The sequence below is a fragment of the Pseudomonas sp. Ag1 genome (assembly GCF_000278565.1).
Taxonomy (GTDB): Bacteria; Pseudomonadota; Gammaproteobacteria; order Pseudomonadales; family Pseudomonadaceae; genus Aquipseudomonas.
The window spans coordinates 1-25,395 of record NZ_AKVH01000101.1 but is presented as its reverse complement, the minus strand read 5'-3'; the positions used below and the strand labels follow the sequence as shown (position 1 = coordinate 25,395).

The 25,395-nt window shown below is 60.6% G+C and carries 21 protein-coding genes; 14 read left to right on the top strand and 7 right to left on the bottom strand.

Annotated elements, in window-relative coordinates:
- The first annotated feature begins 49 nt into the window (after positions 1 to 49).
- Genes A462_RS14735 through secB form a run of 3 tightly spaced genes read left to right on the top strand, consistent with a single transcriptional unit; the run spans position 50 to position 1,247 of the window.
- Complete coding sequence (locus A462_RS14735; RefSeq protein WP_003218014.1) at positions 50 to 463, top strand: rhodanese-like domain-containing protein; 414 nt, start codon at positions 50 to 52, stop codon at positions 461 to 463.
- A 1-nt stretch (position 464) separates the two neighbouring features.
- On the top strand, positions 465 to 719 hold the full coding sequence (gene grxC, locus A462_RS14740) for a glutaredoxin 3 (protein WP_003218011.1): 255 nt from the start codon (positions 465 to 467) through the stop codon (positions 717 to 719).
- A gap of 42 nt (positions 720 to 761) precedes the next feature.
- On the top strand, positions 762 to 1,247 hold the full coding sequence (gene secB, locus A462_RS14745) for a protein-export chaperone SecB (RefSeq protein WP_003218009.1): 486 nt from the start codon (positions 762 to 764) through the stop codon (positions 1,245 to 1,247).
- A 131-nt stretch (positions 1,248 to 1,378) separates the two neighbouring features.
- Here secB and A462_RS14750 read toward each other — a convergent pair whose 3' ends face one another.
- A complete protein-coding gene (locus tag A462_RS14750) occupies positions 1,379 to 1,834 on the bottom strand; it encodes a tRNA (cytidine(34)-2'-O)-methyltransferase (RefSeq protein ID WP_003218007.1) in 456 nt (151 codons plus the stop codon).
- Between A462_RS14750 and A462_RS14755 the strand changes: the two genes are divergently transcribed.
- Positions 1,833 to 2,273, top strand: a complete 441-nt coding sequence (locus A462_RS14755) for a hypothetical protein (RefSeq protein ID WP_003218005.1) — start codon at positions 1,833 to 1,835, stop codon at positions 2,271 to 2,273. The genes A462_RS14750 and A462_RS14755 overlap by 2 nt on opposite strands.
- A 610-nt stretch (positions 2,274 to 2,883) precedes the next feature.
- On the opposite strand, the gene ntrC is transcribed toward A462_RS14755, so the two are convergent.
- The 4 genes from ntrC to glnA form a co-directional block, all read right to left on the bottom strand.
- Positions 2,884 to 4,320 (bottom strand): nitrogen regulation protein NR(I), encoded by a 1,437-nt coding sequence (ntrC, locus tag A462_RS14760; RefSeq protein ID WP_008435682.1) that lies wholly within the window; start codon positions 4,318 to 4,320, stop codon positions 2,884 to 2,886.
- Entirely contained in the window at positions 4,317 to 5,402 is a 1,086-nt protein-coding gene (gene glnL / locus A462_RS14765) for a nitrogen regulation protein NR(II) (protein WP_003218001.1), read from the bottom strand. Before glnL ends, ntrC begins: the two co-directional genes overlap by 4 nt.
- 391 nt (positions 5,403 to 5,793) lie before the next feature.
- On the bottom strand, positions 5,794 to 6,330 hold the full coding sequence (locus tag A462_RS14770; protein ID WP_008435681.1) for a chorismate mutase: 537 nt from the start codon (positions 6,328 to 6,330) through the stop codon (positions 5,794 to 5,796).
- Between the two features lie 189 nt (positions 6,331 to 6,519).
- Entirely contained in the window at positions 6,520 to 7,926 is a 1,407-nt protein-coding gene (gene glnA, locus A462_RS14775) for a glutamate--ammonia ligase (protein ID WP_003217999.1), read from the bottom strand.
- Between the two features lie 333 nt (positions 7,927 to 8,259).
- On the opposite strand from glnA, the gene thiI reads away from it, so the two are divergent.
- Complete coding sequence (thiI, locus tag A462_RS14780; protein WP_023659343.1) at positions 8,260 to 9,714, top strand: tRNA uracil 4-sulfurtransferase ThiI; 1,455 nt, start codon at positions 8,260 to 8,262, stop codon at positions 9,712 to 9,714.
- 139 nt (positions 9,715 to 9,853) lie between these two features.
- On the top strand, positions 9,854 to 11,674 hold the full coding sequence (typA, locus tag A462_RS14785) for a translational GTPase TypA (protein ID WP_003217997.1): 1,821 nt from the start codon (positions 9,854 to 9,856) through the stop codon (positions 11,672 to 11,674).
- Positions 11,675 to 11,877: 203 nt separating this feature from the next.
- On the opposite strand, the gene A462_RS14790 is transcribed toward typA, so the two are convergent.
- Positions 11,878 to 12,312, bottom strand: coding sequence for a YkgJ family cysteine cluster protein (locus A462_RS14790; RefSeq protein ID WP_003217996.1), 435 nt, complete (start codon positions 12,310 to 12,312; stop codon positions 11,878 to 11,880).
- Between the two features lie 235 nt (positions 12,313 to 12,547).
- On the opposite strand from A462_RS14790, the gene A462_RS14795 reads away from it, so the two are divergent.
- The 6 genes from A462_RS14795 to A462_RS14820 all read left to right on the top strand — a co-directional run bounded on the left by A462_RS14795 (position 12,548) and on the right by A462_RS14820 (position 22,178).
- Entirely contained in the window at positions 12,548 to 14,998 is a 2,451-nt protein-coding gene (locus tag A462_RS14795) for a glycogen/starch/alpha-glucan phosphorylase (protein WP_003217995.1), read from the top strand.
- Positions 14,999 to 15,168: 170 nt separating this feature from the next.
- Positions 15,169 to 18,705 (top strand): DUF2339 domain-containing protein, encoded by a 3,537-nt coding sequence (locus A462_RS14800; RefSeq protein ID WP_008435680.1) that lies wholly within the window; start codon positions 15,169 to 15,171, stop codon positions 18,703 to 18,705.
- Positions 18,705 to 20,060 carry a DUF3999 domain-containing protein gene (locus A462_RS14805; RefSeq protein ID WP_008435679.1) on the top strand — a complete coding sequence of 452 codons (1,356 nt, stop codon included), beginning with the start codon at positions 18,705 to 18,707 and terminating at the stop codon, positions 20,058 to 20,060. Before A462_RS14800 ends, A462_RS14805 begins: the two co-directional genes overlap by 1 nt.
- Positions 20,061 to 20,167: 107 nt before the next feature.
- Complete coding sequence (locus A462_RS14810; RefSeq protein WP_003217989.1) at positions 20,168 to 21,178, top strand: class 1 fructose-bisphosphatase; 1,011 nt, start codon at positions 20,168 to 20,170, stop codon at positions 21,176 to 21,178.
- Positions 21,179 to 21,321: 143 nt separating this feature from the next.
- Positions 21,322 to 21,576: a hypothetical protein gene (locus tag A462_RS14815; RefSeq protein ID WP_003217986.1), complete on the top strand. Its 255-nt coding sequence runs from the start codon at positions 21,322 to 21,324 to the stop codon at positions 21,574 to 21,576.
- A 32-nt stretch (positions 21,577 to 21,608) separates the two neighbouring features.
- Positions 21,609 to 22,178, top strand: a complete 570-nt coding sequence (locus A462_RS14820) for a lipocalin family protein (protein ID WP_003217984.1) — start codon at positions 21,609 to 21,611, stop codon at positions 22,176 to 22,178.
- 129 nt (positions 22,179 to 22,307) lie between these two features.
- On the opposite strand, the gene A462_RS14825 is transcribed toward A462_RS14820, so the two are convergent.
- Positions 22,308 to 23,672 (bottom strand): formimidoylglutamate deiminase, encoded by a 1,365-nt coding sequence (locus A462_RS14825; RefSeq protein ID WP_008435678.1) that lies wholly within the window; start codon positions 23,670 to 23,672, stop codon positions 22,308 to 22,310.
- Positions 23,673 to 23,819: 147 nt separating this feature from the next.
- Between A462_RS14825 and hutC the strand changes: the two genes are divergently transcribed.
- Together hutC and A462_RS14835 are read left to right on the top strand one after the other, a co-directional pair.
- Positions 23,820 to 24,530, top strand: coding sequence for a histidine utilization repressor (hutC, locus tag A462_RS14830; RefSeq protein WP_003217980.1), 711 nt, complete (start codon positions 23,820 to 23,822; stop codon positions 24,528 to 24,530).
- Positions 24,527 to 25,087, top strand: a complete 561-nt coding sequence (locus A462_RS14835; protein WP_003217978.1) for a HutD/Ves family protein — start codon at positions 24,527 to 24,529, stop codon at positions 25,085 to 25,087. Before hutC ends, A462_RS14835 begins: the two co-directional genes overlap by 4 nt.
- Positions 25,088 to 25,395 lie beyond the last annotated feature (308 nt).

The window sequence follows — 25,395 nt, the reverse complement described above, 5'->3', positions numbered from 1 at the left end:
TGACGGCTGTGTATACTTACCGCCATTTTAACGCCCTGGAACCTCCTTGATGGTTGATCACCTGATTGCATTTGCCACTACCCACTATTTGCTCGCTGGTGCGTTCGTCGTACTGCTGGCGCTGCTGATCGCTCACGAATTGAGCCGCGGTGGCCGCAGCCTCAGCACGTCCGAGCTGACCGCCCTAGTCAACAAGGATGAGGCCGTAGTGGTGGACATTCGTCCCGCCAAGGATTTCGCCGCCGGTCACATTGTCGGCGCGCTGAACATTCCCCAGGACAAACTGATTTCGCGCCTGGCCGAGCTGGAAAAGCACAAGGCCAAGACCATTATCCTGGTCGACGCACAGGGCCAGCACTCCGGCACCCACGCCCGCGAGATGCTGAAAACCGGCTTCAACGCCGCCAAACTGTCGGGTGGTATTTCCAGCTGGCGTGGCGATAACCTGCCGCTGGTGAAGTGATATGAGCCAGGTTGTCGTTTATTCCAGCGATTATTGCCCTTATTGCATGCGGGCCAAGGCCCTGCTTGTGAAAAAGGGCGTTGTCTTCGAAGAGATCAAGGTTGATGGCAAGCCCCAGGTGCGCGCCGAGATGACCAAGAAAGCGGGACGCACGTCCGTGCCGCAGATCTGGATCGGTGACAAGCATGTCGGTGGTTGCGATGACCTGTTCGCACTCGAGCGCGCCGGTAAACTGGATGCGCTGCTTCACGTCTGACTCCTAACCCCTAAAAGACCCCAAGATCACGAAGGATCTGCGATGACTGACCAACAGAACACCGAAGCGGCAGCAGAAGAAGCTCAAGGCCCACAATTTTCCCTGCAGCGTATTTACGTGCGTGACTTGTCGTTCGAAGCGCCGAAAAGCCCGGCCATCTTCCGTCAGGAATGGACCCCGAGCGTTGCGCTGGACCTGAACACCCGTCAGAAGGCCCTGGAAGGTGACTTCCACGAGGTCGTGCTGACCCTGTCGGTCACCGTCAAGAACGGCGAAGAAGTGGCCTTCATTGCTGAAGTGCAACAGGCCGGTATCTTCCTGATCCAGGGCCTGGACGAAGCGTCCATGAGCCACACCCTGGGCGCGTTCTGCCCGAACATCCTGTTCCCGTATGCCCGTGAGACCCTGGACAGCCTGGTCACCCGTGGCTCGTTCCCGGCGCTGATGCTGGCTCCAGTGAACTTCGATGCCCTGTATGCGCAAGAGCTGCAGCGCATGCAACAGGAAGGCTCGCCAACGGTTCAGTAAGCTGTTCTGAGCAACGACGCCGATCCAATGTGGGAGCGGGCTTGCTCGCGAATGCGGTACTTCAGTCGATATCTTCGTTGACTGGCACTCCGCTTTCGCGAGCAAGCCCGCTCCCACATTTGTTATGTGCGTTATTTGAAACCGAGTTGCCGCCAACCTTCGTAAACGGCGACGGCCACGGTATTGGACAGGTTCAGGCTGCGGCAGCCTTCGCGCATCGGCAGGCGCAGGCGGTGGCCGTCTGGCAGGGCGTCCAGCACGTCTGCCGGCAGGCCGCGGCTTTCCGGGCCGAACAGGAAGGCGTCGCCTTCGGCAAAGCTGGCATCATGAAACGGCCGCGAACCCTTGGTGGTAAACGCGAACAACCGTGGGTGGTTCAGGCTTTCCAGGCAGCTGGCAAGGTCGGCGTGGCGTTGCAGGGTGGCGTACTCGTGGTAGTCCAGCCCGGCGCGGCGCAGGCGCTTGTCGTCCATGTCGAAACCCAGGGGCTCGATCAAATGCAGGTGGCAGCCACTGTTGGCGCACAGCCTGATAACGTTGCCGGTATTCGGCGGAATTTCTGGTTGAAAAAGGATGACGTGAAACATGCACGGCTCCGAAGGCAAAGATGCGCTGCATTCTACCCCTGAAGAAGACCCCAGGCCGAAGCTATTGCCACGGGTTTTAGGCTCGTTGGCGATTGTCGGCTTGATGGTGGGCCTGATGATCGGCCGGCTGACCACGCCAGACCCGGTTGAGCTGCAGCAGGTAGAGCCCGCCGCCGATGGCCTGGTGGTGTGGTTCAACAGCGAACCCAAGCTGCACGGCGAGCATATCGACGGCACCGTGGCGCTGCTGTTCGACGCGCTTGGCAAGGCCCAGGGCGGCCAATTGAAGGTCAATGACAAGGATGTGAACTGGCGCGTACGCAAGACCGATGGCGGCTTGCTGCTGAACCTGGTGGCGGCTCGGCCGTTGCGCGGGGAGTGGTCGGGAGAGAAGGCCGATGGACGCTGGCGGGTGGAGATCCATCTCCAGGAGCAATAAAAGAGGGAATCCCCAGCCTGCCTGTACCAAGGTTCCCAAAACGGGCTGGGGCTATGGGCGCGTTGCCTCATAAGCCCCGGGTGTAAAGAAGGGAGTTCCCGGCCTGCCTGTACCAGGGCTCCCAAAACGGGGTGAAGCCAAAGGCTTCGGTGTTAAAGAGGGAATCCCCGGCCTGCCTGTACCGAGGTTCCCGAAACGGGTGTGGGGCGCGACGCGATCCGCATCAAGCACCCCGAGTGTTAAAGAGGGGATTCTCGGCCTGCCTGTACCAAGGTCCCCGAAACTGGGTAGTAACAGGGTTATTGCAGGGCGCGTGCCAGAATTGCGAAGTGGCGCCAAAAAATTTCTTCAGAAAGCGCAAAGCCCCGGAATACGGGGCTTTGGCTTTTTTGGGTTTTAATATTTTCTTAACAAGGCATGGGTTTCAGGCGTTGGATAAGTGCGCGATGCCGGTTCGTGGTGCATTGAAGCGGTGCACGGTCGTTAGTCTGGTACAAAACAAATGTGGGAGCTGGCTTGCCTGCGATGGCGCTGTGTCAGTCGATAAATCCAGTGACTGACACAGCGCCATCGCGGGCAAGCCCGGCTCCCACATTAGATCTTCAGTGGATCAGGCCTCATCACCTTCATCATCATCCCCACCGTCGACCTTCATCCCCAGCTCCTTGATCTTGCGTGTCAGCGTATTGCGGCCCCAGCCCAGCAGCACGGCGGCGTCGCGACGACGTCCAGCAGTATGCTTGAGGGCGGTTTCGATCATGATCCGCTCGAAAGCCGGCACAGCGCTGTCCAGCAGGTTCGACTGGCCACGTGCCAGGGCCTGGTCGGCCCATTGGCGCAGCGCCTGCTCCCAGTTGGTCACCGGTGCCGAATCCTGCGGCAGGCTCAGCAGCTCAGGCGGCAGGTCGCTGATATGCACTTCGCGCCCCGAAGCCATCACCGTGATCCAGCGGCAGGTGTTCTCCAGCTGACGCACGTTGCCCGGCCATGGCAGGTTCTTCAGGTATTCCTCGGTCTCGCTTTTCAGCAGCTTCGGCTCGACGGCCAGCTCCTGGGCGGCGCGGCTGAGGAAGTGACGGGCCAGGGTCGGGATGTCCTCGCGGCGGTCCGACATCCGTGGGATGTGGATGCGGATCACGTTCAGGCGGTGGAACAAGTCTTCACGGAATTTCCCGGCGTGCACCAGGGTTTCCAGGTTCTGGTGCGTCGCCGCGATGATACGTACGTCGACCTTGACCGGCGTGTGCCCGCCTACCCGATAAAACTCGCCGTCGGCCAGGACCCGCAGCAAGCGCGTCTGGGTGTCGGCCGGCATGTCGCCGATTTCATCGAGGAACAGCGTGCCGCCGTCGGCCTGTTCAAAACGGCCACGGCGCAGGTTGGCCGCACCGGTGAACGCGCCTTTTTCATGGCCGAACAGTTCCGATTCCATCAAGTCCTTCGGAATCGCCGCCATGTTCAGCGCAATGAACGGCGACGCCGCCCGTGGGCTGTGACGGTGCAGGGCGTGAGCTACCAGTTCTTTACCGGTACCCGACTCGCCGTTGATCAGCACGGTGATGTTGGAGTGGCTCAAACGCCCGATGGCGCGAAACACTTCCTGCATCGCCGGCGCTTCGCCGATGATTTCCGGGGTACGGGTCAGGGCCGGCGGGGCTTCCTGGTTCTGCTGTTCCTGGGCGTGCTGGTTGGCGCGTTTTACCAGCGCCACCGCTTCGTCCACGTCGAACGGTTTTGGCAGGTATTCAAAGGCGCCGCCCTGATAGGACGCGACAGCGCTGTCCAGGTCCGAGTGCGCGGTCATGATGATCACCGGCAGGCGCGGGTGCTGCTCGCGAATCCGCGCCAGCAAGTCCAGGCCACTGGCGCCGGGCATGCGGATGTCGGAGATGATCACATCGGGCTGCTGGCGAGCCAGGCGGCTCATCACCCCGTCGGCGCTGTCGAAGCTCTGGGTGGTCATGCCTTCCTGTTGCAAGGCTTTCTCCAGGACCCAGCGGATAGAACGGTCGTCATCGACGATCCAGACAGTTTCACTACGGCTCATGTCGATGGGGCTCCTTGTTCCAGTGGCAGAAAGATCGAGAAGGTGGTGTGACCGGGATGGCTCTCACATTCGATCAAACCCTGGTGCTGGCTGATGATGTTCTGGGTAATGGCCAGGCCGAGTCCGGTACCGTCCGGGCGGCCGCTGACCATTGGGAAAAAGATGGTTTCCTGCAGTTCTGCAGGGATGCCGGGGCCGTTGTCGATGATCTCGACCTTGGTTACCAGGCGATGGCGCACGTGGCCAATGGTGAACTGGCGCAGGGCACGGGTGCGCAGGCTGATGCGGCCCAGGCGCAGCTCGTTCTGGCTGCTGATGGCCTGCATGGCGTTACGCACGATATTGAGCACCGCCTGGATCATCTGCTCGCGGTCGATCAATACGTCGGGAATGCTCGGGTCGTAGTCGCGCACCAAGGTGATGCAGCCCTGGCTTTCGGCCTCCACCAACTGGCAAACCCGCTCCAGCACTTCGTGCACGTTGGTCATTGCCAGCGACGGCAGCTTGTTGGAGCCGAGCATGCGGTCTACCAGGTTACGCAGGCGGTCGGCTTCCTCGATGATGACGTTGGTGTAGTCCTTGAGGTTTTCGTCCGGCAGCTCGCGGGCCAGCAGCTGTGCGGCACCGCGAATCCCGCCCAGGGGGTTCTTGATCTCATGGGCCAGGCCGCGCACCAGCATCTTGCTGGTTTCCTGCTTGGACAGCTGCGCCTCTTCCTTGGTGATGCGCAGCAGGCGATCGCGGGGATGCACCTCCAGCAGCAACAAGGTGGCGCCGTGGCTGAGGATCGGTGTTACCGCGTAGTCGACGGTGAGGGTCTGGCCGGTGAGGGCGGTGAGCATCGCTTCGCGCTTGGTGAACGGGTGCGCCTGCTCCACGGCCTGGCGCAACGAGCTCAAGGCCTCGGCCGACTCAGTGAACAGCTCACTGATGAATTGCCCATGGCTGCGCTGCCCGCTGATGGCCAGCAGCATCTCCGCCGCCGGGTTCATGTACTCAAGGCGCAGTTCGTCATTGAGCAGAATGGTCGCGGTGGTCAGGTTGTCGAGTAACAGGCGGTGCAGTGCGTCGCTGATGGTCATTAGGACCTCTTTTGGAGCAAGGCGCGGGCTTGAGGCACACGCTGATACAAGGAAAATGCAAAAACCAAACCAAAGCTCCGAAAAGAAGCGTTAAAGCCCTGAAATGGGGGATTAAGGCGCGAAACTGTGGCGTTCTGCCAGCTTGGACGGGAAGTTTCGAACCAAAATGGGTTGCGTAAGTGGGAAGGGTGCAGCGTATCGCACCAATATAGTGCGGTTTTGAAAAGTCTGTTCAGGAAGCTGGTGGCAGCGACTGATTGGCTGAATGGGTCGGATCTAAATTGTGGGAGCGGGCTTGCTCGCGAAGGCGGCGTGTCAGTCATGCATATATCAACTGACACACCGCCTTCGCGAGCAAGCCCGCTCCCACATTTTGATGGGGTTCGCAATTTTAGATTTTATAGAGGCACAGCTCGGCGGTGGCGCGGATCATTGCCAGCTGGTGCAGCGAGTCTTTGGCAGGTGCGTGATTGGCCTGGGCCAGCCATTGCGGGCATTGCGGGTTGGTGCGCTCCGGGGTGAAGTCCGCCAGCTGTTGCAGCAGGCGTTTTTGCAGCAGGTCCAGTTTAGGGCGGATCTGGCCGACCAGATCCGGGCGTGGGTCATTCGGCGCCTTGCCTTGCAGCTGCCAGTCGGAAAGGTGGGCGTACTGCACCAGTTTGTTCGCCTCGATCTGGGCCAAGAAAAACTGCTCGGCCTGTGCTGGTGCCAGTTTGTAGCTCGGCGCCTGGGCGACGACGCTGGCGATCACGTCCTGCTCCCGTGGGCGGTCCTCGACGGGCTTGTGGCTGTCCCATTTGCTCAGGGCCACCTGGTCGGCAATCGCCAGGCGTTCGGCAATGCTTTCGAGCAGCGGGGCGAGGGTGGGTGGTGCTGCAAATACATTGGCGCTGATGGCCAGCAAGATGAACCCAATTTTTAGTTTCAAGGCAGATCCCTCTTCTGTAGGGGCGAGCTTGCTCGCGAAGGTCGTTAACGATAACGCGTAAATATTGAAGAAATGCGGCGCCTTTGGATTTTTCGCGGGCAAGCCCGCTCCCACAGGGTTTTGCGGGCAAAAAAAAGACCTCCCGAAGGAGGCCTTTTTCATCACGCCACGTTAAGCAGCGCTACCGGATCAGCAGCTGTAGTACAGCTCGTATTCCAGTGGGTGTACGAAGGTGCGGACCTTGATTTCTTCTTCGCTTTTCAGGGCGATGTAGGCATCGATAAAGTCGTCGCTGAACACGCCGCCTTTGGTCAGGAACGCACGGCCCTTGTCCAGCTCTTCCAGGGCTTCTTTCAGGCTGCCGCATACTTGTGGGATTTCTTTGGCCTCTTCAGGCGGCAGGTCGTACAAGTTTTTGTCGGCGGCATCGCCAGGGTGGATCTTGTTCTGGATACCGTCCAGGCCGGCCATGACCAGGGCAGCGAAGGCCAGGTACGGGTTGGCTGCCGGATCCGGGAAACGGGCTTCGATACGGCGAGCGCGAGGGCTGGACACGTAAGGAATACGGATCGAAGCGGAACGGTTGCGAGCCGAGTAGGCGAGCATTACCGGAGCTTCGAAACCTGGGACCAGACGCTTGTAGGAGTTGGTCGATGGGTTGGTGAAGCCGTTCAGGGCCTTACCGTGCTTGATGATACCGCCGATGAAGTACAGGGCAGTGTCGGACAGGCCGGCATAACCTTCGCCAGCGAAGGTGTTCTTGCCTTCTTTGGCGATGGACAGGTGAACGTGCATACCCGAACCGTTATCGCCGTACAGAGGCTTAGGCATGAAGGTAGCGGTACGGCCGTAGGCATCAGCCACGTTGTGTACGCAGTACTTCAGGGTCTGAACTTCGTCAGCCTTGGCAACCAGGGTGTTGAACTTCACGCCGATTTCGTTCTGGCCGGCAGTCGCCACTTCGTGGTGGTGAACTTCGATGACCAGGCCCATCTCTTCCATGGCGTTGCACATGGAGGTACGGATTTCGTGGTCGTGGTCGAACGGAGGAACCGGGAAGTAGCCGCCTTTGATACCTGGACGGTGGCCTTTGTTGCCGCCTTCCACGTCCTGGTCGGACATCCACGAACCTTGTTCGGAGAAGATCTTGAACATGGAGCCAGAGATGTCGGACTTGAACTTGACCGAATCAAAGATGAAGAATTCTGGTTCCGGGCCTACGAATACGGTGTCGCCGATACCGGTCGACTTCAGGTATTCCTCGGCACGCTTGGCGATCGCACGTGGGTCACGGTCGTAGCCCTGCATGGTCGAAGGCTCGATCACGTCGCAGACGATGATCAAGGTTGGGTCTTCGGTGAACGGGTCGAGTACGGCAGTGCTGTCGTCCGGCATCAGGATCATGTCGGAAGCTTCGATGCCTTTCCAGCCGGCAATGGAGGAGCCGTCGAACATTTTGCCTTCTTCGAAGAAGGCGTCATCCAGCGCGTCGCGAGCCGGCATGGTCACGTGGTGCTGAGTGCCTTTGGTGTCCGTGAAGCGCAGATCAATCCATTTGACGTCATGATCTTTGATGAGTTGAACCGACTTCGACATAGTGTCCTCCGGGTGGCTTCGGGCTGGGGTAGTGGAGTAGCCCTTAGAATGTGGGTGATGCCGGCGCGAATACTCGACCAAGGCAACCTGCCTCACAAGAGAGCAAATTGCATGCCAGTGCCCCGACATGGGTTTTTTGCCACAAAAACGCCCCTATAAAGGTGCAATCCGCTGAAACGGAAGAAATTGCGCACCGCAATGTAGCGCTTATTTTGGTTTGTGACCCGTTTTGGTGCGCGAAAGGTCAGTTGCATATTAACTGGTTAAACCTTGAGCGATTTCCGCTATAATCCGCGCCCCCCTTTTTCGGCTGGGCCTGCGCGCGCTGTTTTCATGAAATTAATCGTTAAAGTCTTCCCCGAGATCACCATCAAGAGCCGACCGGTACGGATGCGTTTCATCCGTCAATTGGCCAAGAACATCCGTGCCGTGCTCCGCGATCTGGACCCGGCTGTGGTGGTGAATGGTGTGTGGGACAATCTCGAGCTGGAAACCCGCCTCACAGACCCCAAGGCCCTGAAGGACATGACCGAGCGCCTGAGCTGCGTGCCGGGCATCGCGCATTTCCTGCAGGTCGACGAGTACCCGCTGGGCGACTTCGACGACATCACCGAAAAGTGCAAGCAGCACTACGGCGATGTGCTGGCAGGCAAGGTGTTTTCAGTGCGTTGCAAACGCGCCGGCAAGCACCCGTTCAGCTCCATGGATGTCGAGAAATATGTGGGCAGCAAGCTGCGTCGCGAGTGCGGCGCTGCCGGAATTTCCCTGAAAGAGCCGCAAATTGAAGTGCGGATGGAAATTCGCGACCAACGGTTGTTTGTGATCCACAGCCAGCACGACAGCATCGGCGGCTACCCGCTGGGTGCCCTGGAACAGACCCTGGTATTGATGTCCGGCGGTTTCGATTCCACTGTCGCGGCCTACCAGATCATGCGCCGCGGGCTGATGAGCCACTTCTGCTTCTTCAACCTGGGCGGGCGTGCACACGAATTGGGCGTGATGGAAGTCGCGCATTACATCTGGAAGAAGTACGGCAGCTCGCAACGGGTGCTGTTTGTCAGCGTACCGTTCGAGGAAGTCCTGGGAGAAATTCTCGGGAAAGTCGATAACAGTCATATGGGCGTAGTATTGAAGCGTATGATGTTACGCGCTGCGTCCCGAATCGCGGATCGGCTGGAAATCGACGCACTGGTCACCGGTGAAGCGATTTCCCAGGTGTCCAGCCAGACCCTGCCGAACTTGTCGTTGATCGACTCTGTGACCGAGAAGCTGGTACTGCGCCCGCTGATCGCCAGTCACAAGCAAGACATCATCGACCTGGCGACCCAGATCGGCACGGCGGATTTCGCCAAGCACATGCCGGAATATTGCGGGGTCATCTCGGTGAACCCCAAGACCCACGCCAAGCGCAACCGCGTGGAGTACGAAGAACAACAGTTCGATATGGCGGTGCTCGAGCGTGCGCTTGAGAACGCCAAGCTGGTGCCGATCGATCGGGTTATCGACGAATTGGGCCAGGATTTGCAGATCGAAGAAGTCAGCGAGGCTCTGGCCGGTCAGATCATCATCGACATCCGTCACCCGGATGCCGCTGAAGACGAGCCGCTGGAAATTGCTGGCATCGACGTACAAACGCTGCCGTTCTATGCATTGAATGCGCGTTTCAAGGAACTGGATGACAGCCGTCAGTACCTGTTGTATTGCGACAAAGGCGTGATGAGTCGCCTGCATGCCCACCATTTGCTCAGTGAGGGGCATGCCAATGTGCGCGTTTATCGACCGAGCTAAGAGCCCGGGGCTGTTTGCCTGTGGCCTGCGTCACCGGCCCCCCGACTCTGCCGTCAAGCTGTAACGGCAAGGCCTGACTCTACTGTTAATCGCTGCCACGACCTGTCAGCACACCGAATCCTCTGATCGAGATACACAAGTGATCGAAAATCTACGCAACATCGCCATCATTGCTCACGTTGACCATGGTAAGACCACCCTGGTAGACAAACTCTTGCGTCAATCCGGCACCCTGGAGCGCAACGAGCTCAACGACGAGCGCGTGATGGACTCCAACGACCAGGAGAAAGAGCGCGGTATTACCATTCTGGCGAAAAACACCGCCATCAACTGGAACGGCTACCACATCAACATCGTGGATACCCCGGGCCACGCCGACTTCGGCGGCGAAGTTGAACGCGTAATGTCGATGGTTGACTCCGTTCTGCTGCTGGTTGACGCTCAAGACGGCCCTATGCCGCAAACCCGTTTCGTGACCAAGAAGGCTTTCGAAGCCGGCCTGCGTCCGATCGTGTGCATCAACAAGGTTGACCGTCCAGGCGCGCGTCCGGACTGGGTTCTGGACCAGATCTTCGACCTGTTCGACAACCTGGGTGCCACCGAAGAACAGCTGGACTTCAAAGTCGTCTACGCCTCGGCCCTGAACGGCATTGCCGGTCTGGAACACACCGACATGGCTGAAGACATGACCCCGCTGTACCAGTCGATCGTCGACAACGTACCGGCTCCGAAAGTTGACCGTGAAGGCCCGTTCCAGATGCAAATCTCGGCACTGGACTACAACAGCTTCCTGGGTGTTATCGGTGTTGGCCGTATCGCTCGTGGTAGCGTCAAGCCGAACACTCCGGTGGTCGCCATCGGCGCCGACGGCAAGAAGCGCAACGGTCGTATCCTGAAGCTGATGGGTCACCACGGCCTGCACCGCATCGACGTTGAAGAAGCGTTTGCCGGTGACATCGTGTGTGTGAGCGGTATGGACTCGCTGTTCATCTCCGACACCCTGTGCCAGCCGGACAACGTCGAGGCGATGAAGCCTCTGACCGTTGACGAGCCAACCGTTTCCATGACCTTCCAGGTAAACGACTCGCCTTTCTGCGGTAAAGAAGGCAAGTTCGTGACTTCCCGTAACATCAAGGAACGTCTGGACAAAGAGCTGCTGTACAACGTTGCTCTGCGCGTTGAAGAAGGCGACTCGGCTGACAAGTTCAAGGTTTCCGGCCGTGGTGAGCTGCACCTCTCGGTACTGATCGAAACCATGCGTCGCGAAGGCTTCGAAATGGGCGTTGGTCGTCCTGAAGTGATCATCCGTCAGGTTGACGGCGTGAAGCAGGAACCGTTTGAAAACGTCACCATCGACACCCCTGAAGAATCCCAGGGCAAGGTCATGGAAGAGATGGGCCTGCGTAAGGGCGACCTGACCAACATGGTGCCGGATGGCAAAGGCCGTGTGCGTCTGGAATACAACATCCCTGCTCGTGGTCTGATTGGTTTCCGTAACCAGTTCCTGACCCTGACCAACGGTGCTGGCATCCTGACCTCGATCTTCGATCGCTACGACACCATGAAGTCCGGCGACATGTCCGGTCGTCAGAACGGTGTTCTGGTATCGGTAGAAACCGGCAAGGCGCTGACCTACTCCCTGGAAACCCTCCAGGCGCGTGGCAAGCTGTTCGTTGAACACGGTCAAGAGATCTACAACGGTCAGATCGTTGGCCTGAACAGCCGTGACAACGACATGGGCGTCAACCCAACCAAAGGCAAGAAGCTCGACAACATGCGTGCTTCGGGTAAAGACGAAACCATCGCTCTGGTTCCACCTGTTCGCTTCACCCTGGAACAGGCTCTGGAATTCATCCAGGACGACGAGCTGTGCGAAGTTACGCCTAAGTCGATCCGCCTGCGTAAGAAGATCCTGGACGAAGGCGAGCGTACCCGCGCTGCCAAGAAAGCCAAGAACTGAGTTAACTCAGGCTGAATGAAAAACGCCCCCGGTCGAAAGGCCGGGGGCGTTTTTTTATGCCTGCAATATCTGTAGTGACTGTGCGGGCCCCTTCGCGAGCAAGCCCGCTCCCACATTCGACCGCGTTTTCTCAGGATGAGTAAGGTCAAGTGTGGGAGCGGGCTTGCTCGCGAAAGCGGTAGTTCAGGTAATAAGAATCTGGATCAGAACTTGTCGAGGGTCTTGAACCTGGTCTCGCGCACCACTTCCTTCGGCTTGTACGCGCAATACCCCGGGCGCGGCCCGATTTTCGGGTGATTGCGGCAAGTATCCGGGCGCTTGTCATAAATAGTGCAGAAGCGGCTCTTACGATCCAGGTACAGGCAATCGTTGTTGCTCATGCGCTGCAGGGTGAAGATCTCGGATTTGGCGTTGAAGCGCTCGACGATGCCTTCCTTCTGCAAGCGCTTGGCGATGTTCTTCGGCGGGTCGCCACGCTCGAACTCATCGACGATGCCGATGCGGATCAGGTCCTTGATCTTCACCTCAACCGGCAGGGTGCAGCAGCTCGACACACAGCCGCCACACATATGGCTTGAGTATTTCTGCCAGGTCTCGAGACGGTCGAGTTCCGCGGCGGCGATCAGTTGAGGCTTCATCAGGTTTCCAAGAGGGGTGTTATCCGGCGCGGGATCATACCGGAACTGGTGGTTTTTTGAACAATATCTTCCAGCTTTCAGCTCGAAGGCTGTGCCGGGCCACAAACGGGCACGGCCCCTGCATCAAATTCCCGCAAAGGTGAATGAGTTAAAAAACTGCCGAACCAGAGCGTCTACCGTCTGTCAGACCGTCTAGGCTCTAGCAACTCCTTCTATCTCGCCCGAGGTCGCATCGATGTCTCAGGAACCGCTTGTACGAGAAGCAGAGGTAGCCGCATTTCGCGATGCCGTCTTGACCAAACTTACCTATGCGGTGGGCAAGGACCCCGATCACGCCTTCGACCACGATTGGTTTGAAGCCATCGCACTGGCCGCCCGCGACCACATGGTCGACCACTGGATGGACCACACGCGGCACATCTACCGCAAGGGACAGAAGCGGGTCTATTACCTCTCGCTGGAATTCCTGATCGGCCGTCTGCTCTACGACAGCCTGAGCAACCTTGGCTTGCTGGACGTGGCCCGTGAGGCCATGAGCGAGTTGGGTGTGGACATGGAGCGCATTCGCCTGCTGGAGCCCGACGCGGCCCTGGGCAACGGTGGCCTTGGCCGCCTGGCGGCCTGCTTCATGGAAAGCATGTCGACCCTGGGCATCGCCGGCCATGGCTATGGCATTCGGTATGAGCACGGGCTGTTTCGCCAGGCGATTGTCGATGGCTGGCAGCAGGAGCAAACCGAACGCTGGCTGGATTTCGGCAACCCCTGGGAGTTCGAGCGCGCCGAAGTGATCTACCCGATCGGCTTTGGCGGTGGTGTGGAAACCGTGCTGGACGCGTCCGGCAAGTCGATCCAGGTCTGGTCGCCGAATGAAACCGTACGCGCGGTGGCGTATGACACCCCGGTCGTCGGCTGGCGCGGCGCAAGCGTCAACACCTTGCGCCTGTGGCGTGCCCGTGCGGTGGAAGACCTGCACCTGGAACGTTTCAACGCCGGTGACCACTTGGGCGCCGTCGCCGAGGTGGCCCGCGCCGAAAGCATCTCCCGAGTGCTTTACCCGGCCGATAGCACCGAAGCAGGGCAGGAGCTGCGCCTGCGCCAGGAGTACTTCTTCGTCTCCGCCTCGTTGCAGGATCTGCTGCGTCGCCACAAGAACATGCACGGCTCGGTATTGAGCCTGGGCGAGCACGCGGCCATCCAGCTCAACGACACTCACCCCTCGATCGCGGTGGCCGAGTTGATGCGTCAGTTGGTGGACCTGCACGACATCCCGTGGGATGCCGCCTGGGACGTCACCGTCGAAACCCTTTCGTACACCAACCACACCTTGCTCCCCGAGGCGTTGGAAACCTGGCCGGTCGGCCTGATGGAGCGCATGCTGCCGCGGCACATGCAGATCATCTACCTGATCAACGCCCAGCATATCGACTCGCTGCGGGCCAAGGGCATCCATGACTTCGACGTGCTGCGTGCCGTCTCGCTGATCGAAGAAGACAACGGTCGCCGCGTACGCATGGGCAACCTGGCGTTCCTCGGCTCCCACAGTGTCAACGGCGTATCCGGCCTGCACACGCAACTGATGCGCAGCACGGTGTTCTCCGAACTGCACAAGCTCTACCCGGACCGCATCAACAACAAAACCAACGGCATTACCTTCCGCCGCTGGCTGTACCAGGCCAACCCCAAGCTCACGGCGATGCTGGTGGAGGCACTGGGCCCGGACGTGCTGGATAACCCCGAACAGCGCCTGGCAGACCTGGAACCGTTCGCCGAGAAGCAAGCCTTTCGCAAGGCCTTCGCCGAACAGCGCCTGCACAGTAAGCGGGCACTGGCCGACATCATTCACGAGCGCCTGGGGATTTCGGTCAACCCGGCGGCGATGTTCGATGTGCAGGTCAAGCGGATCCACGAGTACAAGCGCCAGCTGCTGAACCTGATGCACACCGTCGCGCTGTACCAGGCGATCCGGGCCGAGCCGGGCACCGACTGGGTGCCGCGGGTGAAGATCTTCGCCGGCAAGGCCGCGGCCAGCTATCACCAGGCCAAGCTGATCATCAAGCTGACTAACGACATCGCCCGTACCGTCAACAACGACCCTACCGTGCGCGGGTTGCTCAAGGTGGTATTCCTGCCCAACTACAACGTCAGCCTGGCGGAAAGCATCATTCCGGCGGCCGACTTGTCGGAGCAGATTTCCACCGCTGGCTTTGAAGCCTCGGGCACCAGCAACATGAAATTCGGCCTCAACGGCGCGCTGACGATCGGCACCATGGACGGCGCCAACGTCGAGATGCACGAGCGCGTGGGTGCCGACCACATGTTCATCTTCGGCCTCAGCGCCCAGCAGGTGGAAGCGCGCAAACACGCGGGCGAGTTCAACGCCGGGCCAGAGATTGCCGCGTCCCATCGCTTGAATGATGTGCTGCAAGCGATTCGTGGCGGGGTGTTCTCACCGGATGATCCGGGCCGTTATGCCGGGTTGGTGGATTCGCTGATCGACTACGACCGCTTCCTGGTCTGTGCCGACTTCGATTCCTACTGGGATGCCCAGGCGCGGGTCGAGGCCCATTGGCACGACTCCAAGGAATGGTGGCGTTCGGCGGTGCTCAATACCGCGCGCATGGGCTGGTTCTCGTCGGACCGGACCATCCGCGAATACGCGACGGAAATCTGGAAAGCGTTGGATTAGACACTGCAATAAAAAATGTGGGAGCGGGCTTGCTCGCGAAAGCGCAGCGTCAGTCGACAAATTTGTGACTGATCCACCGCCTTCGCGAGCAAGCCCGCTCCCACATGGGGTCCGTGTCGATATACTGAGCATCGCCTTTGCCCGCTTCGGGCTGCTTAGGGATATCGACCATGCAATGGATTTTCATGCTGATTGGCCTGGTGCTCGGCTGGACGCTCGATGAGTCGTTCAGTGATGCGGGCATTGGAGCGCTGCTCGGTTTGGGCATTGGCCAGGCGATTCGCCTGTCGATGCTCGCCTCGCGTACGGAGGAACAAGGCCGTCAGCTGGAGTCTGCCCGCAACGCCCTGAAAGTGGTCGAGCAACGCCTGGCCTTGCTGGAAAGCCCTGCCGCCGTTGAAACCCCCGGACCTGTGTTTGTCGAAGAGCCGCTGCCGGTAGCGGCGCCGCCTGAACTCGTCTGGGAATTACCCGCCGAACTGGAACCTGCCTACGCAAGTGTGGTGGCCGAACCCAGCCAGCCATTGCCGGCTGATGTGTGGCGGGCCGAACCGAGCGCGAAAATCCCTGAACAGCCTGCCGCGCCTGCGGTGCCTCGCGGCCCCAACTTTATCGAGCGCGCAATCAGCGGTGCCCGCAACTGGCTGTTCGGTGGCAACACCGTGCTGCGGGTCGGCGTGGTGTTGTTGTTCCTCGGCCTGGCTTTCCTGCTGCGCTATGCCACTGAAGGCATGGTGGTGCCAATCGAGTTGCGTTACGCAGGTGTCGCCGGTTGCGCATTGGCACTGCTGGGCCTGGGTTGGTGGCTGCGGCTGCGCAACAGTAATTACGGGTTGATGCTGCAGGGCACCGGCATTGCGGTGTTGTACCTCACGGTGTTCGCCGCGATGCGCCTGCACCCGCTGCTCGACCCCGGCGCGGCACTCGGCTTGCTGGTGGCGGTCACCGTTTTCTCGGCGATCCTGGCGATTACCCAGGACGCCCTCGGCCTGGCCTGCGCCGCTGCACTCGGCGGTTTTGCGGCACCGATCCTCACGTCCACCGGCGCCGGCAACCATGTGGCGCTGTTCAGCTATTTCGCCCTGCTCAACGCAGGCATTCTCGCCATCGCCTGGTTCAAGGCCTGGCGCCTGCTCAATTTGATCGGTTTTGTCGGCACCTTCGGCATCGGCTTCGCCTGGGGCATGCGCTCCTATACACCGGAGCTGCTGTGGAGCACCGAGCCGTTCCTGATTCTATTTTTCCTGATGTACCTGGGCATCGGCCTGTTGTTCGCCCGGCGCAAGTTGCTGGAGATGCGCGACGCGCCGGACGATGACAGCCGTGGCGCGTTGCTGCGCTGGTCGGCGGCCAAGGGCGATTATGTGGACGGCAGCATGCTGTTCGGTCCGCCGCTGGTGGGCTTCGGTTTGCAGTTTGCGCTGGTGCAGCACTTGGAGTTTGCCGCTGCGTTCAGCGCGCTGGCCCTGGGCATTATCTATATGGGCCTGGCTCGTTTGCTGAGTGGCGGGCGCGCCTTGCTGCTGGCGGAAACTTGCCTGGCGCTGGGTGTGATCTTCGCCAGCCTGGCGATTCCGTTGGGCCTCGACGCACGCTGGACCGCGGCGGCCTGGGCCGTGGAAGGCGCCGGGATTTTCTGGCTCGGCCTGCGTCAGCAGCGGCCCTTGGCACGGGCGTTTGGCTTGCTGTTGCAAGTCGGTTCGGCGCTGGCGTTCCTCAGCGAATTGCGGATTGGCGAGACCAGCCTGCTGGACGGTGCACCCTTGGGTGCTTTGTTGCTGGGGGCGGCCTTGCTGTTCAGTTTTGACCAGTTGCGCAAGGCGCCGTTGGAGCACGCGGCGCAGTGGGAGCGTCGAGGTTTGCCGGTATTGGCCTGCGTCGGCCTGGGCTTCTTGTACCTGCTCGCACCGTTGCTGCTGTGGACCCAAGGCACGGCCATCAGTTGGGCGCTTGCCGGTCTTGCGACCTTGCTGGTGGGCCTGCGCATCGGCTCGCGTACGTTCCTCTTCACCGCGTTTGCCGTGCAACTGCTGGGTGGCGCGCTGTTCCTGCTGCGCCTGCAAGCGGGGGCTGATTCAGGCGCGGTGTTCAGTGCGGGCTGGAGCGGCTTGCTCACCGCATCGCTGATTGGCCTGGCATTGATCGGCGGCATGCTGCTGGCCGCGCGGGACACCATGGTGCGCAGCGATGTGCGGTTGTTGCGTGGCCTGTCGGTGGTGTTGCTCGCCGGGTTGGTGCTGATCAACCTGGCGGTGCTGTTTGTGCTGCCGTGGGAGACCGCCAGCGGCGTGTGGGCGGCCAGTGGTTTGTTGATCATCTGGCTGAGCCTGTACCTGCAACAGCGCGTCAGTTTTGTCTTCGGGTTGTTGCTGCAAGTGATCGGCGGCGCTTCGTTCCTGATCGCGGTGCCGGACCTGCTCGGGCCGCTGACCAGCGAGGGTTTGCGTCCTTTGGGCCATAGCGGTTTCTGGACGCCAATGGTGCTCGGGCTGGCGGCGCTGGTCGGTGCCTGGCGCTTGCAGCGTCGACCTCACGCGCCGGTGTTCGAAGCGTTGAGCTTGCAGCGGCTGTCCGACGTGCTGCTGGTGTGGGGTGCGGGTTGGTGGACGCTGGCGTTGGTCAGCGAAGTGCTGCGGTTTGCACCATCGATGCTGCAAGGCACCTGGCTGTTGGCGGTAGCGGCGGTGAGTGTGGCGATCTGGGCGGTGCTGGCTTTGCGGCTGCAATGGGCGTCGCTGGGCGTGTTGTGCACGCTGTTGATGCCGGCGGTGGGCGTGGTGTTGCTGGGCGCGTGGGGCTCGCGTTATCACCCGGCGGCGAACTTCGCCTGGCTGGCCTGGGCGGCGGTGTTTGCGGTGCACTTCGTGTCGCTGCGACGCCTGGCTTTGGTCATTCCGGAGAAAGCCCTGAGCGCCGCGCATGTGCTTGGTTGCTGGCTGCTGATCGGCGTGCTGGCGCTGGAGCTGCGCTACGGCCTGTTGCTGCTGTCCGAGGAATACAACGCCTGGCGCTGGCTGGGCTGGGCGATCCTGCCAAGCCTATACCTGGTGCTGGCCGCCGCGCCACGCAGTTGGCCGTGGCCGGTGTCGGCGTACCCGCGCGAGTACCGGTTGTATGCCGCGTTGCCGCTGGCGGTGTTGATGCTCGGCTGGTTCTGGCTGGCGAATATCTTCAGCGACGGCACCGCCGAGCCGCTGCCGTATGTGCCGCTGCTTAACCCGCTGGATATTGGATTGCTATTCGCGCTGTTGGGTGTGTACCTGTGGTCCCGCAGTGCCGCACCGCAACGCGGGCCACGCGCCGAACTGGTCGCCCAGGCGGTCGCCGGTGTCTCGTTGTTCGCCTTCTTCACCGCGCTGGTGATGCGCACGGCTCATCACTGGGGTGGCGTGCCGTTCCATCTGGATGCGTTGCTGGAGTCGATGCTGGTGCAGGCCGGGCTGTCGATCGTGTGGACCCTGATTGCCCTGAGCCTGATGATAGGCGGCCATCTGCGTCACCGGCGTGAGGTGTGGCTGATCGGTGCGGCATTGATTGCCGTCGTGGTGGCCAAATTGTTCTTCGTCGAATTGAGCAACCGCGGCGGGCTGGCGCGGATCGTATCGTTTATCGGTGTGGGCGGGCTGTTGCTGGTGGTGGGCTATTTCGCCCCGCTGCCGCCCAAGCGCCCCGAGCCGGTGGTTGAAACTGAAGGAGTGGCCTCTTGATGGGCAAGCTGAGTGTGGCGCTGTTGGGGTTGTGCACGACGTTATCGGCCTGGGCCCAGGAAACGCCCGCCGATTTCACCACGCGTGTGCCGCTGACGGTCAGTGGAGAAGGCCCGTGGTACCGCCTGGAACTGCCGCTGGCGGTGCAATTGAGCGCCCGTCAGGCCGACCTGGGTGATGTGCGGGTGTTCAACGCCGCTGGCGAGCCCCAGGCTTACGCACTGGCGCGGCAGTCGGCGCAAAGCACCGAAAGCCGCAGCCTGTCCAACGTGAAGTGGTTCCCGTTGTACGCTGCGGCTGACTCCTCCGAAGCCGTGCCCAGCGTGCGTGTGCAATCCACGTCCACCGGCACGCTGGTGCAAGTGCAGCCGCCGAGCCAACTGGAGGCCGGCGAAGAAGTGCTGCGCGGCTGGCTGCTCGATGCGAGTGCGATCAAGGCCCCGTTGCAGCAACTGATCCTCGACTGGACGAGCGAGCGCGACGGCTTCCAGCGTTTCAGCATCGAAGCCAGCGACGACTTGCAGCACTGGCGCGCCTGGGGCGAAGGGCAGGTGGCGCGGTTGTCGTTTGCCGATGAGCGCGTCGAGCAGCATGAAGTGAGTTTGCCGGGGCAGTCGGCGCGGTATCTGCGTCTGCTGTGGAAAGGCCAGGCGGCACCGGCGCTGACGTCGGCGCAGTTGGAGAGTGTCAGCGCCCACAACCTGCCGTTGCCGCTGGTGTGGTCGCAGCCGTTGTCGGGCAGCCGGCTCAAGGCCGGGGAATACAGCTGGCAGTTACCCAACGCACTGAACGTCGAACGCTTGCGAATCGACTTGAGCCAACCCAACAGCCTGGCGCCGGTCACCTTGTCGGGCCGCCGGGAAAGTAATCAGGCCTGGCAACCCATGAGCAGCGGTTTGCTCTACCGGTTGACGCAAAATGGCCAGGACGTTTTACAGAACGAACTGCAGTTGCCCGGCCAGGCTGTTGCCCAGCTCAAGCTCGACGTGGACGAGCGTGGCGGTGGCCTGGGCGTGGAGGCGCCGACCTTGAGCTTCGCGGTGCGGGCCACGCAGTTGGTGTTCCTGGCGCGGGGCGAGCCACCGTTCACCCTTGTGCTCGGCAATCCGTCGGTGAAAGGCGCGAACTTGCCGCTGTCGACCCTGATTCCGGACTACAGCGCCGAACGTCTCGCGGGGCTTGGGCAGGCCAAGGTGGCGGGCGAGGCGGTGGTCACATCGGCTGCGGTCGCGGCCCCGGTTGTTGCCGGGCCGAACTGGAAAAAGCTCGGTCTTTGGGCCGTGCTGCTGCTCGGTGTGGCGGCCCTGGGCGCCATGGCCTACAGTTTGCTGCGCAAGCCACCGGTGGCACGTTAAATAAAGTCCATGAACTCTATTGGGTTTAAATCCTCTGATAGGAGGAAATACGCCCCGACTCGCGTTAAACTGCGCGGGTTTTTAGCCCCCCATTTCCGGAGCCTTCCATGTCCCGCGTTACCCTGAGTCGCTATTTGATCGAGCAGACCCGCAGCAACAACACGCCTGCCGATCTGCGCTTCCTTATCGAAGTGGTGGCGCGTGCTTGCAAGGAAATCAGCCACGCCGTGTCCAAAGGCGCGCTGGGTGGTGTCCTGGGCAGCATGGGCACTGAAAACGTACAAGGCGAAGTGCAGAAGAAGCTTGACGTGATCTCCAACGAAATCCTGCTCGAAGCCAACGAGTGGGGCGGTCACCTGGCCGGCATGGCGTCCGAAGAAATGGACAATGCCTACCAGATCCCTGGCAAATACCCGAAAGGCGCGTACCTGCTGGTATTCGACCCACTGGACGGTTCGTCGAACATCGACATCAACGCGCCAGTCGGCACCATCTTCTCGGTACTGCGTTGCCCGAACGAATACCTGAGCCAGAACGAAGCCCTGAACGAAAAGGCCTTCCTGCAGCCGGGCACCGAGCAGGTAGCTGCCGGTTACGCGATCTACGGCCCACAGACCATGCTGGTGCTGACCCTGGGCGACGGCGTCAAGGGCTTCACCCTGGACCGCGAAATGGGCAGCTTCGTGCTCACCCACGAAGACATCACCATTCCTGCGTCCACCCAGGAATTTGCAATCAACATGTCCAACCAGCGTCACTGGGAAGAGCCGGTTACCCGCTATGTAGGCGAGTTGATGGCCGGCGAAGAAGGCCCGCTGAAGAAGAACTTCAACATGCGCTGGGTGGCTGCGATGGTTGCCGACGTGCACCGCATCCTGACCCGTGGTGGCCTGTTCATGTACCCACGCGACAGCCGTGAGCCGTCCAAGCCGGGCAAGCTGCGCCTGATGTACGAAGCCAACCCGATGTCGTTCCTGGTTGAACAGGCGGGCGGTGCGTCCACCGACGGCCACCAGCGCATCCTCGACATCCAGCCTGAAGGCCTGCACCAGCGCGTGGCGGTGTTCCTGGGTTCGAAGGAAGAAGTTGAGCGTGTGACCGGCTACCACAAGGCGTAAGTCCTTGCGGTAAGCAAAAGCCCCGAAACGTTTCAGCGTTTTCGGGGCTTTTTTGTTTTCGCTCGTCGGGAACCAGACACCTCTTTTCCCTTCTAAGCTTCTGGCAGACCCCCAAGCTGCTTCGTCTCTCCAGGAGTTTTTCCATGTCGTTACGCCGTCTCGCCCTGTTGTCGTTTTGCGTGCTTCTGGCCGCTTGCAGCAAGGTCACTCAAGAAAATTACGCAAAACTGTCGGCCGGCATGCCAAAGGCCGAGGTGGAGTCGTTGTTGGGCAAGCCGACTGATTGTTCTGGCGCGCTGGGTATGTCCAGTTGCACCTGGGGCGATAAAAACAGCTTTATCAGCGTGCAATATGCCGGTGACAAAGTACTGATTTTTTCCGGGCAAGGCCTGAAGTAAACCGGGGCGAAAGCCTGCGGGAGAAAAACAACATGATGCGTTTCGTTCTCTACCTCTGCGCCAGCCTGTTTTTGGCGGGCTGCGCCAGCCATTCTGGCGATGATCTGCAACCCAAGACTGTTGGCAGCGTCAACCTCAAGCGTTACCAGGGCACCTGGTATGAGTTGGCCCGTTTGCCGATGTACTTCCAGCGCAATTGTGCGCAGTCCGAAGCCCGCTACACGCTGTTGCCCGATGGCAACATGTCGGTGTTCAACCGCTGCCTGACCCCTGAGTGGAAGTGGCAGGAAGCCAAGGGCACTGCAACGCCGCAGGTCGCCGGCAAGACCGACAAACTGTGGGTCGAATTCAATAACTGGTTCACCTCGCTGTTGCCGGGCGTGGCCAAGGGCGATTACTGGGTGCTGTACGTCAGCGATGACTACAAGACCGCCATTGTCGGCAGCCCGAGCCGGCGCTACATGTGGTTGCTGTCGCGCACGCCGACGGTCAGCGCCGACACCCGCGAAGACCTGCTGAGCAGGGCGCGGCAGCAGGGGTATGACACCACGCGTTTGATCTGGCGTACGTCGGACAAGCAGATGGCGAAGACCTCGCAGTAATACGAAACAGCGCCAATCCAATGTGGGAGCGGGCTTGCTCGCGAAGGCGGTGTGACAGTCACCAGATGTATTGACTGATCCACTGCCTTCGCGAGCAAGCCCGCTCCCACATTTGTTATGTGTCGTCTGTCAGCCCAGCAAATCCCGCAAGACCTGGGTAAACGCCCGGCTGCTGTCTTCTTCGGCGGCGTGATGCCCGTCGCGAATCACCCACTGGCCGTTGACCAGCACGTCGCGCACCTGGCGATCACCACCGGCAAACAACCAGCGATTGAGGATCCCGTCTTCGTTCGCTGTCGCCAGGTACGGATCGTTGCCGTCCAGCACCAGCCAGTCCGCACGCTTGCCAACTTCCAGGCGCCCAATCGGCTGCCCCAACGCTTCGGCACCGCCGTCCAGCGCGGCATCGAACAGCGTACGCCCAACCATCGGCTGATCGCTGCGATACAGCCGGTTGCGCCGCTGGTCCCGCAGCCGCTGCCCATATTCCAGCCAGCGCAATTCTTCCACCACGCTCAGTGATACATGGCTGTCGGAACCAATCCCCATGCGCCCGCCCTGGGCCAGGAAGTCCACCGCCGGGAAAATCCCGTCGCCCAGGTTGGCTTCAGTGGTCAGGCACAACCCGGCAATCGCCCGGCTCCTGGCCATCAACGTCACTTCTTCCGGATTGGCGTGGGTGGCGTGCACCAGGCACCAGCGCTGATCCACTTCAACATGGTCATACAACCATTGCAGCGGGCGCTGGCCGCTCCAGGCCAGGCAGTCGTCGACTTCCTTCTGCTGCTCGGCGATGTGGATATGCACCGGGCACGCCTTGTCGCTGGCGGCCAGCACTTCGCTGATCTGTTGCGGTGTGACGGCGCGCAGCGAGTGGAAACACAGGCCCAGCCGTTGTGCCGGTTGCGCGGCCAGAATCGGTTGCAGGCGTGATTGCAGGCTCAGGTAATTTTCGGTGCTGTTGATAAAGCGGCGCTGGCCTTCATTGGGTGCCTGGCCGCCGAAACCGGAGTGGCTGTAGAGCACCGGCAACAACGTCAGGCCGATACCGCTGCTGGCGGCGGCCTGGCTGATTTGCCGCGACAGCTCCGCAGGGTCCGCATAGGGCTGGCCGCTGACGTCGTGGTGCACGTAGTGAAATTCGGCCACCGAGGTGTAGCCGGCCTTGAGCATTTCGATATACAACTGGCGCGCGATGACCTGCAACTGGTCGGGGCGGATTTTGCCGACCATCCGATACATCAGGTCGCGCCAGGTCCAGAAACTGTCATTCGGGTTGCCGGCCACTTCCGCCAGCCCGGCCATCGCGCGCTGGAATGCGTGGGAATGCAGGTTCGGCATGCCCGCCAGCACGGGGCCCCTGAGCCGTTCGGCACCGTCTGCACTGGCGTTGGGCTCAACCTTGGTCAGCAGGCCATCGGCGCTGACTTCAAGACGTACATCGTTGGCCCATCCATTAGGCAGCAGCGCGCGTTCGGCAAAGAAAGCGGACATGATTCAGGCACCCCAGTCGTGTGTTTATTTGTATATACATATACAGACGTTTGCCTGCTCGGTAAACTCCGGCAAGCTATGCTTCTTTTTCACCTACAAGGATTTCCTGTGTCGACTCCGCCCGCCAAGTCTCCACTGGCTGCCCACATGGACGAAAGTCCGGCGCCCTTGTATGCCCGCGTCAAACAGATGATCAGCCAGCAGATTCTCAACGGCAACTGGCCGCCGCATTATCGCGTGCCTTCGGAGAGCGAACTGGTCAACCAGTTGGGCTTCAGCCGCATGACCATCAACCGCGCCCTGCGCGAGTTGACTGCCGAAGGCCTGCTGGTACGCATGCAAGGTGTGGGCACCTTTGTCGCCGAGCCCAAGAGCCAGTCGGCGCTGTTTGAAGTGCACAACATTGCCGATGAGATCGCCTCCCGCGGTCATCGCCATACGTGCAAGGTCATTACCCTCGGTGAAGAAGCCGCCGGCTCCGAGCGCGCCGTCGCGCTGGAAATGCGCGAAGGCGGGCGGGTGTTCCACTCGTTGATCGTGCACTACGAAAACGACATTCCGGTGCAAATCGAAGACCGTTTCGTCAACGCCCTGGTAGCACCGGAATACCTGCAGCAGGATTTCACCCAGCAAACGCCCTATGCCTACCTCAACCAGGTGGCGCCGCTGACCGAAGGCGAGCACGTGGTCGAGGCGATCCTGGCCGACGCCGACGAATGCAAGCTGCTGCAAATCGAAACCAGCGAGCCGTGCCTGCTGATTCGCCGCCGCACCTGGTCTGGCCGCCAGCCGGTCACGGCCGCACGTTTGATCCACCCCGGTTCCCGTCATAGCCTGGAAGGACGTTTCAGTAAATGAGTTCGATGAAAGTCTGGCGCGCTACCGATTACATTCGCATGCCGTGGAAAAACGGTGGCGGCAGCACTGAAGAAATCACCCGTGACGCGGGGGAGGGCCTGGACGGTTTCGGCTGGCGCCTGTCGATTGCCGATATCGCCGAGTCGGGCGGGTTCTCCACCTTTGCCGGGTACCAGCGCATTATCACCGTGCTGCAAGGCTCGGGCATGGTGCTGACGGTGGATGGCGAGGAACAACTCGGGTTGTTACCGCTGCAGCCATTCCCGTTCAAGGGTGACAGCCAGGTGTCCTGCCGCTTGATCGGCGGGCCGATCCGCGATTTCAACCTCATCTATTCGCCGCAGCGCTATCAAGCGCGGTTGCAATGGATGGACGGCACGCAGCGTTTCTTCAGTGCCGCGCACACCGTGCTGGTGTTCAGCGTGGCCGATGAAGTGAAGGTGCTCGGTGAGCGGCTGAACCGTCACGACTGCCTGCAACTGGACGGTAACACCGGCCTGCTGGACGTCAGCGTGACTGGCCGTTGCTGCGTTATCGAATTGACTGCCGCCGCCTGAACAGGTGGGGGTTTCTTCCCCCACATTTTGTTTCCCTCTTCCCGCACCAACTTGTTACCGAACGCCCCAGCATGGCGCAAAGCCCTGCCTCGATGACAAGTCTCCCGCACTGTAAAAATCCCCCGTAAGAAAATTCATCATGCTGCGAAGCCTTGTTTTCCAAGGCTTCCACCCTCGTCCCGGAAAAATCTTCAAACCTTGCGCGCAAAGTTGGCCGCTTGATTGCATATGCTTGTATGTACAAGTAAAGATGTGTGTGTAAGAGTCCATGAACTTCCTCTTCGCACCCATCAATGTTCGCGCATTGA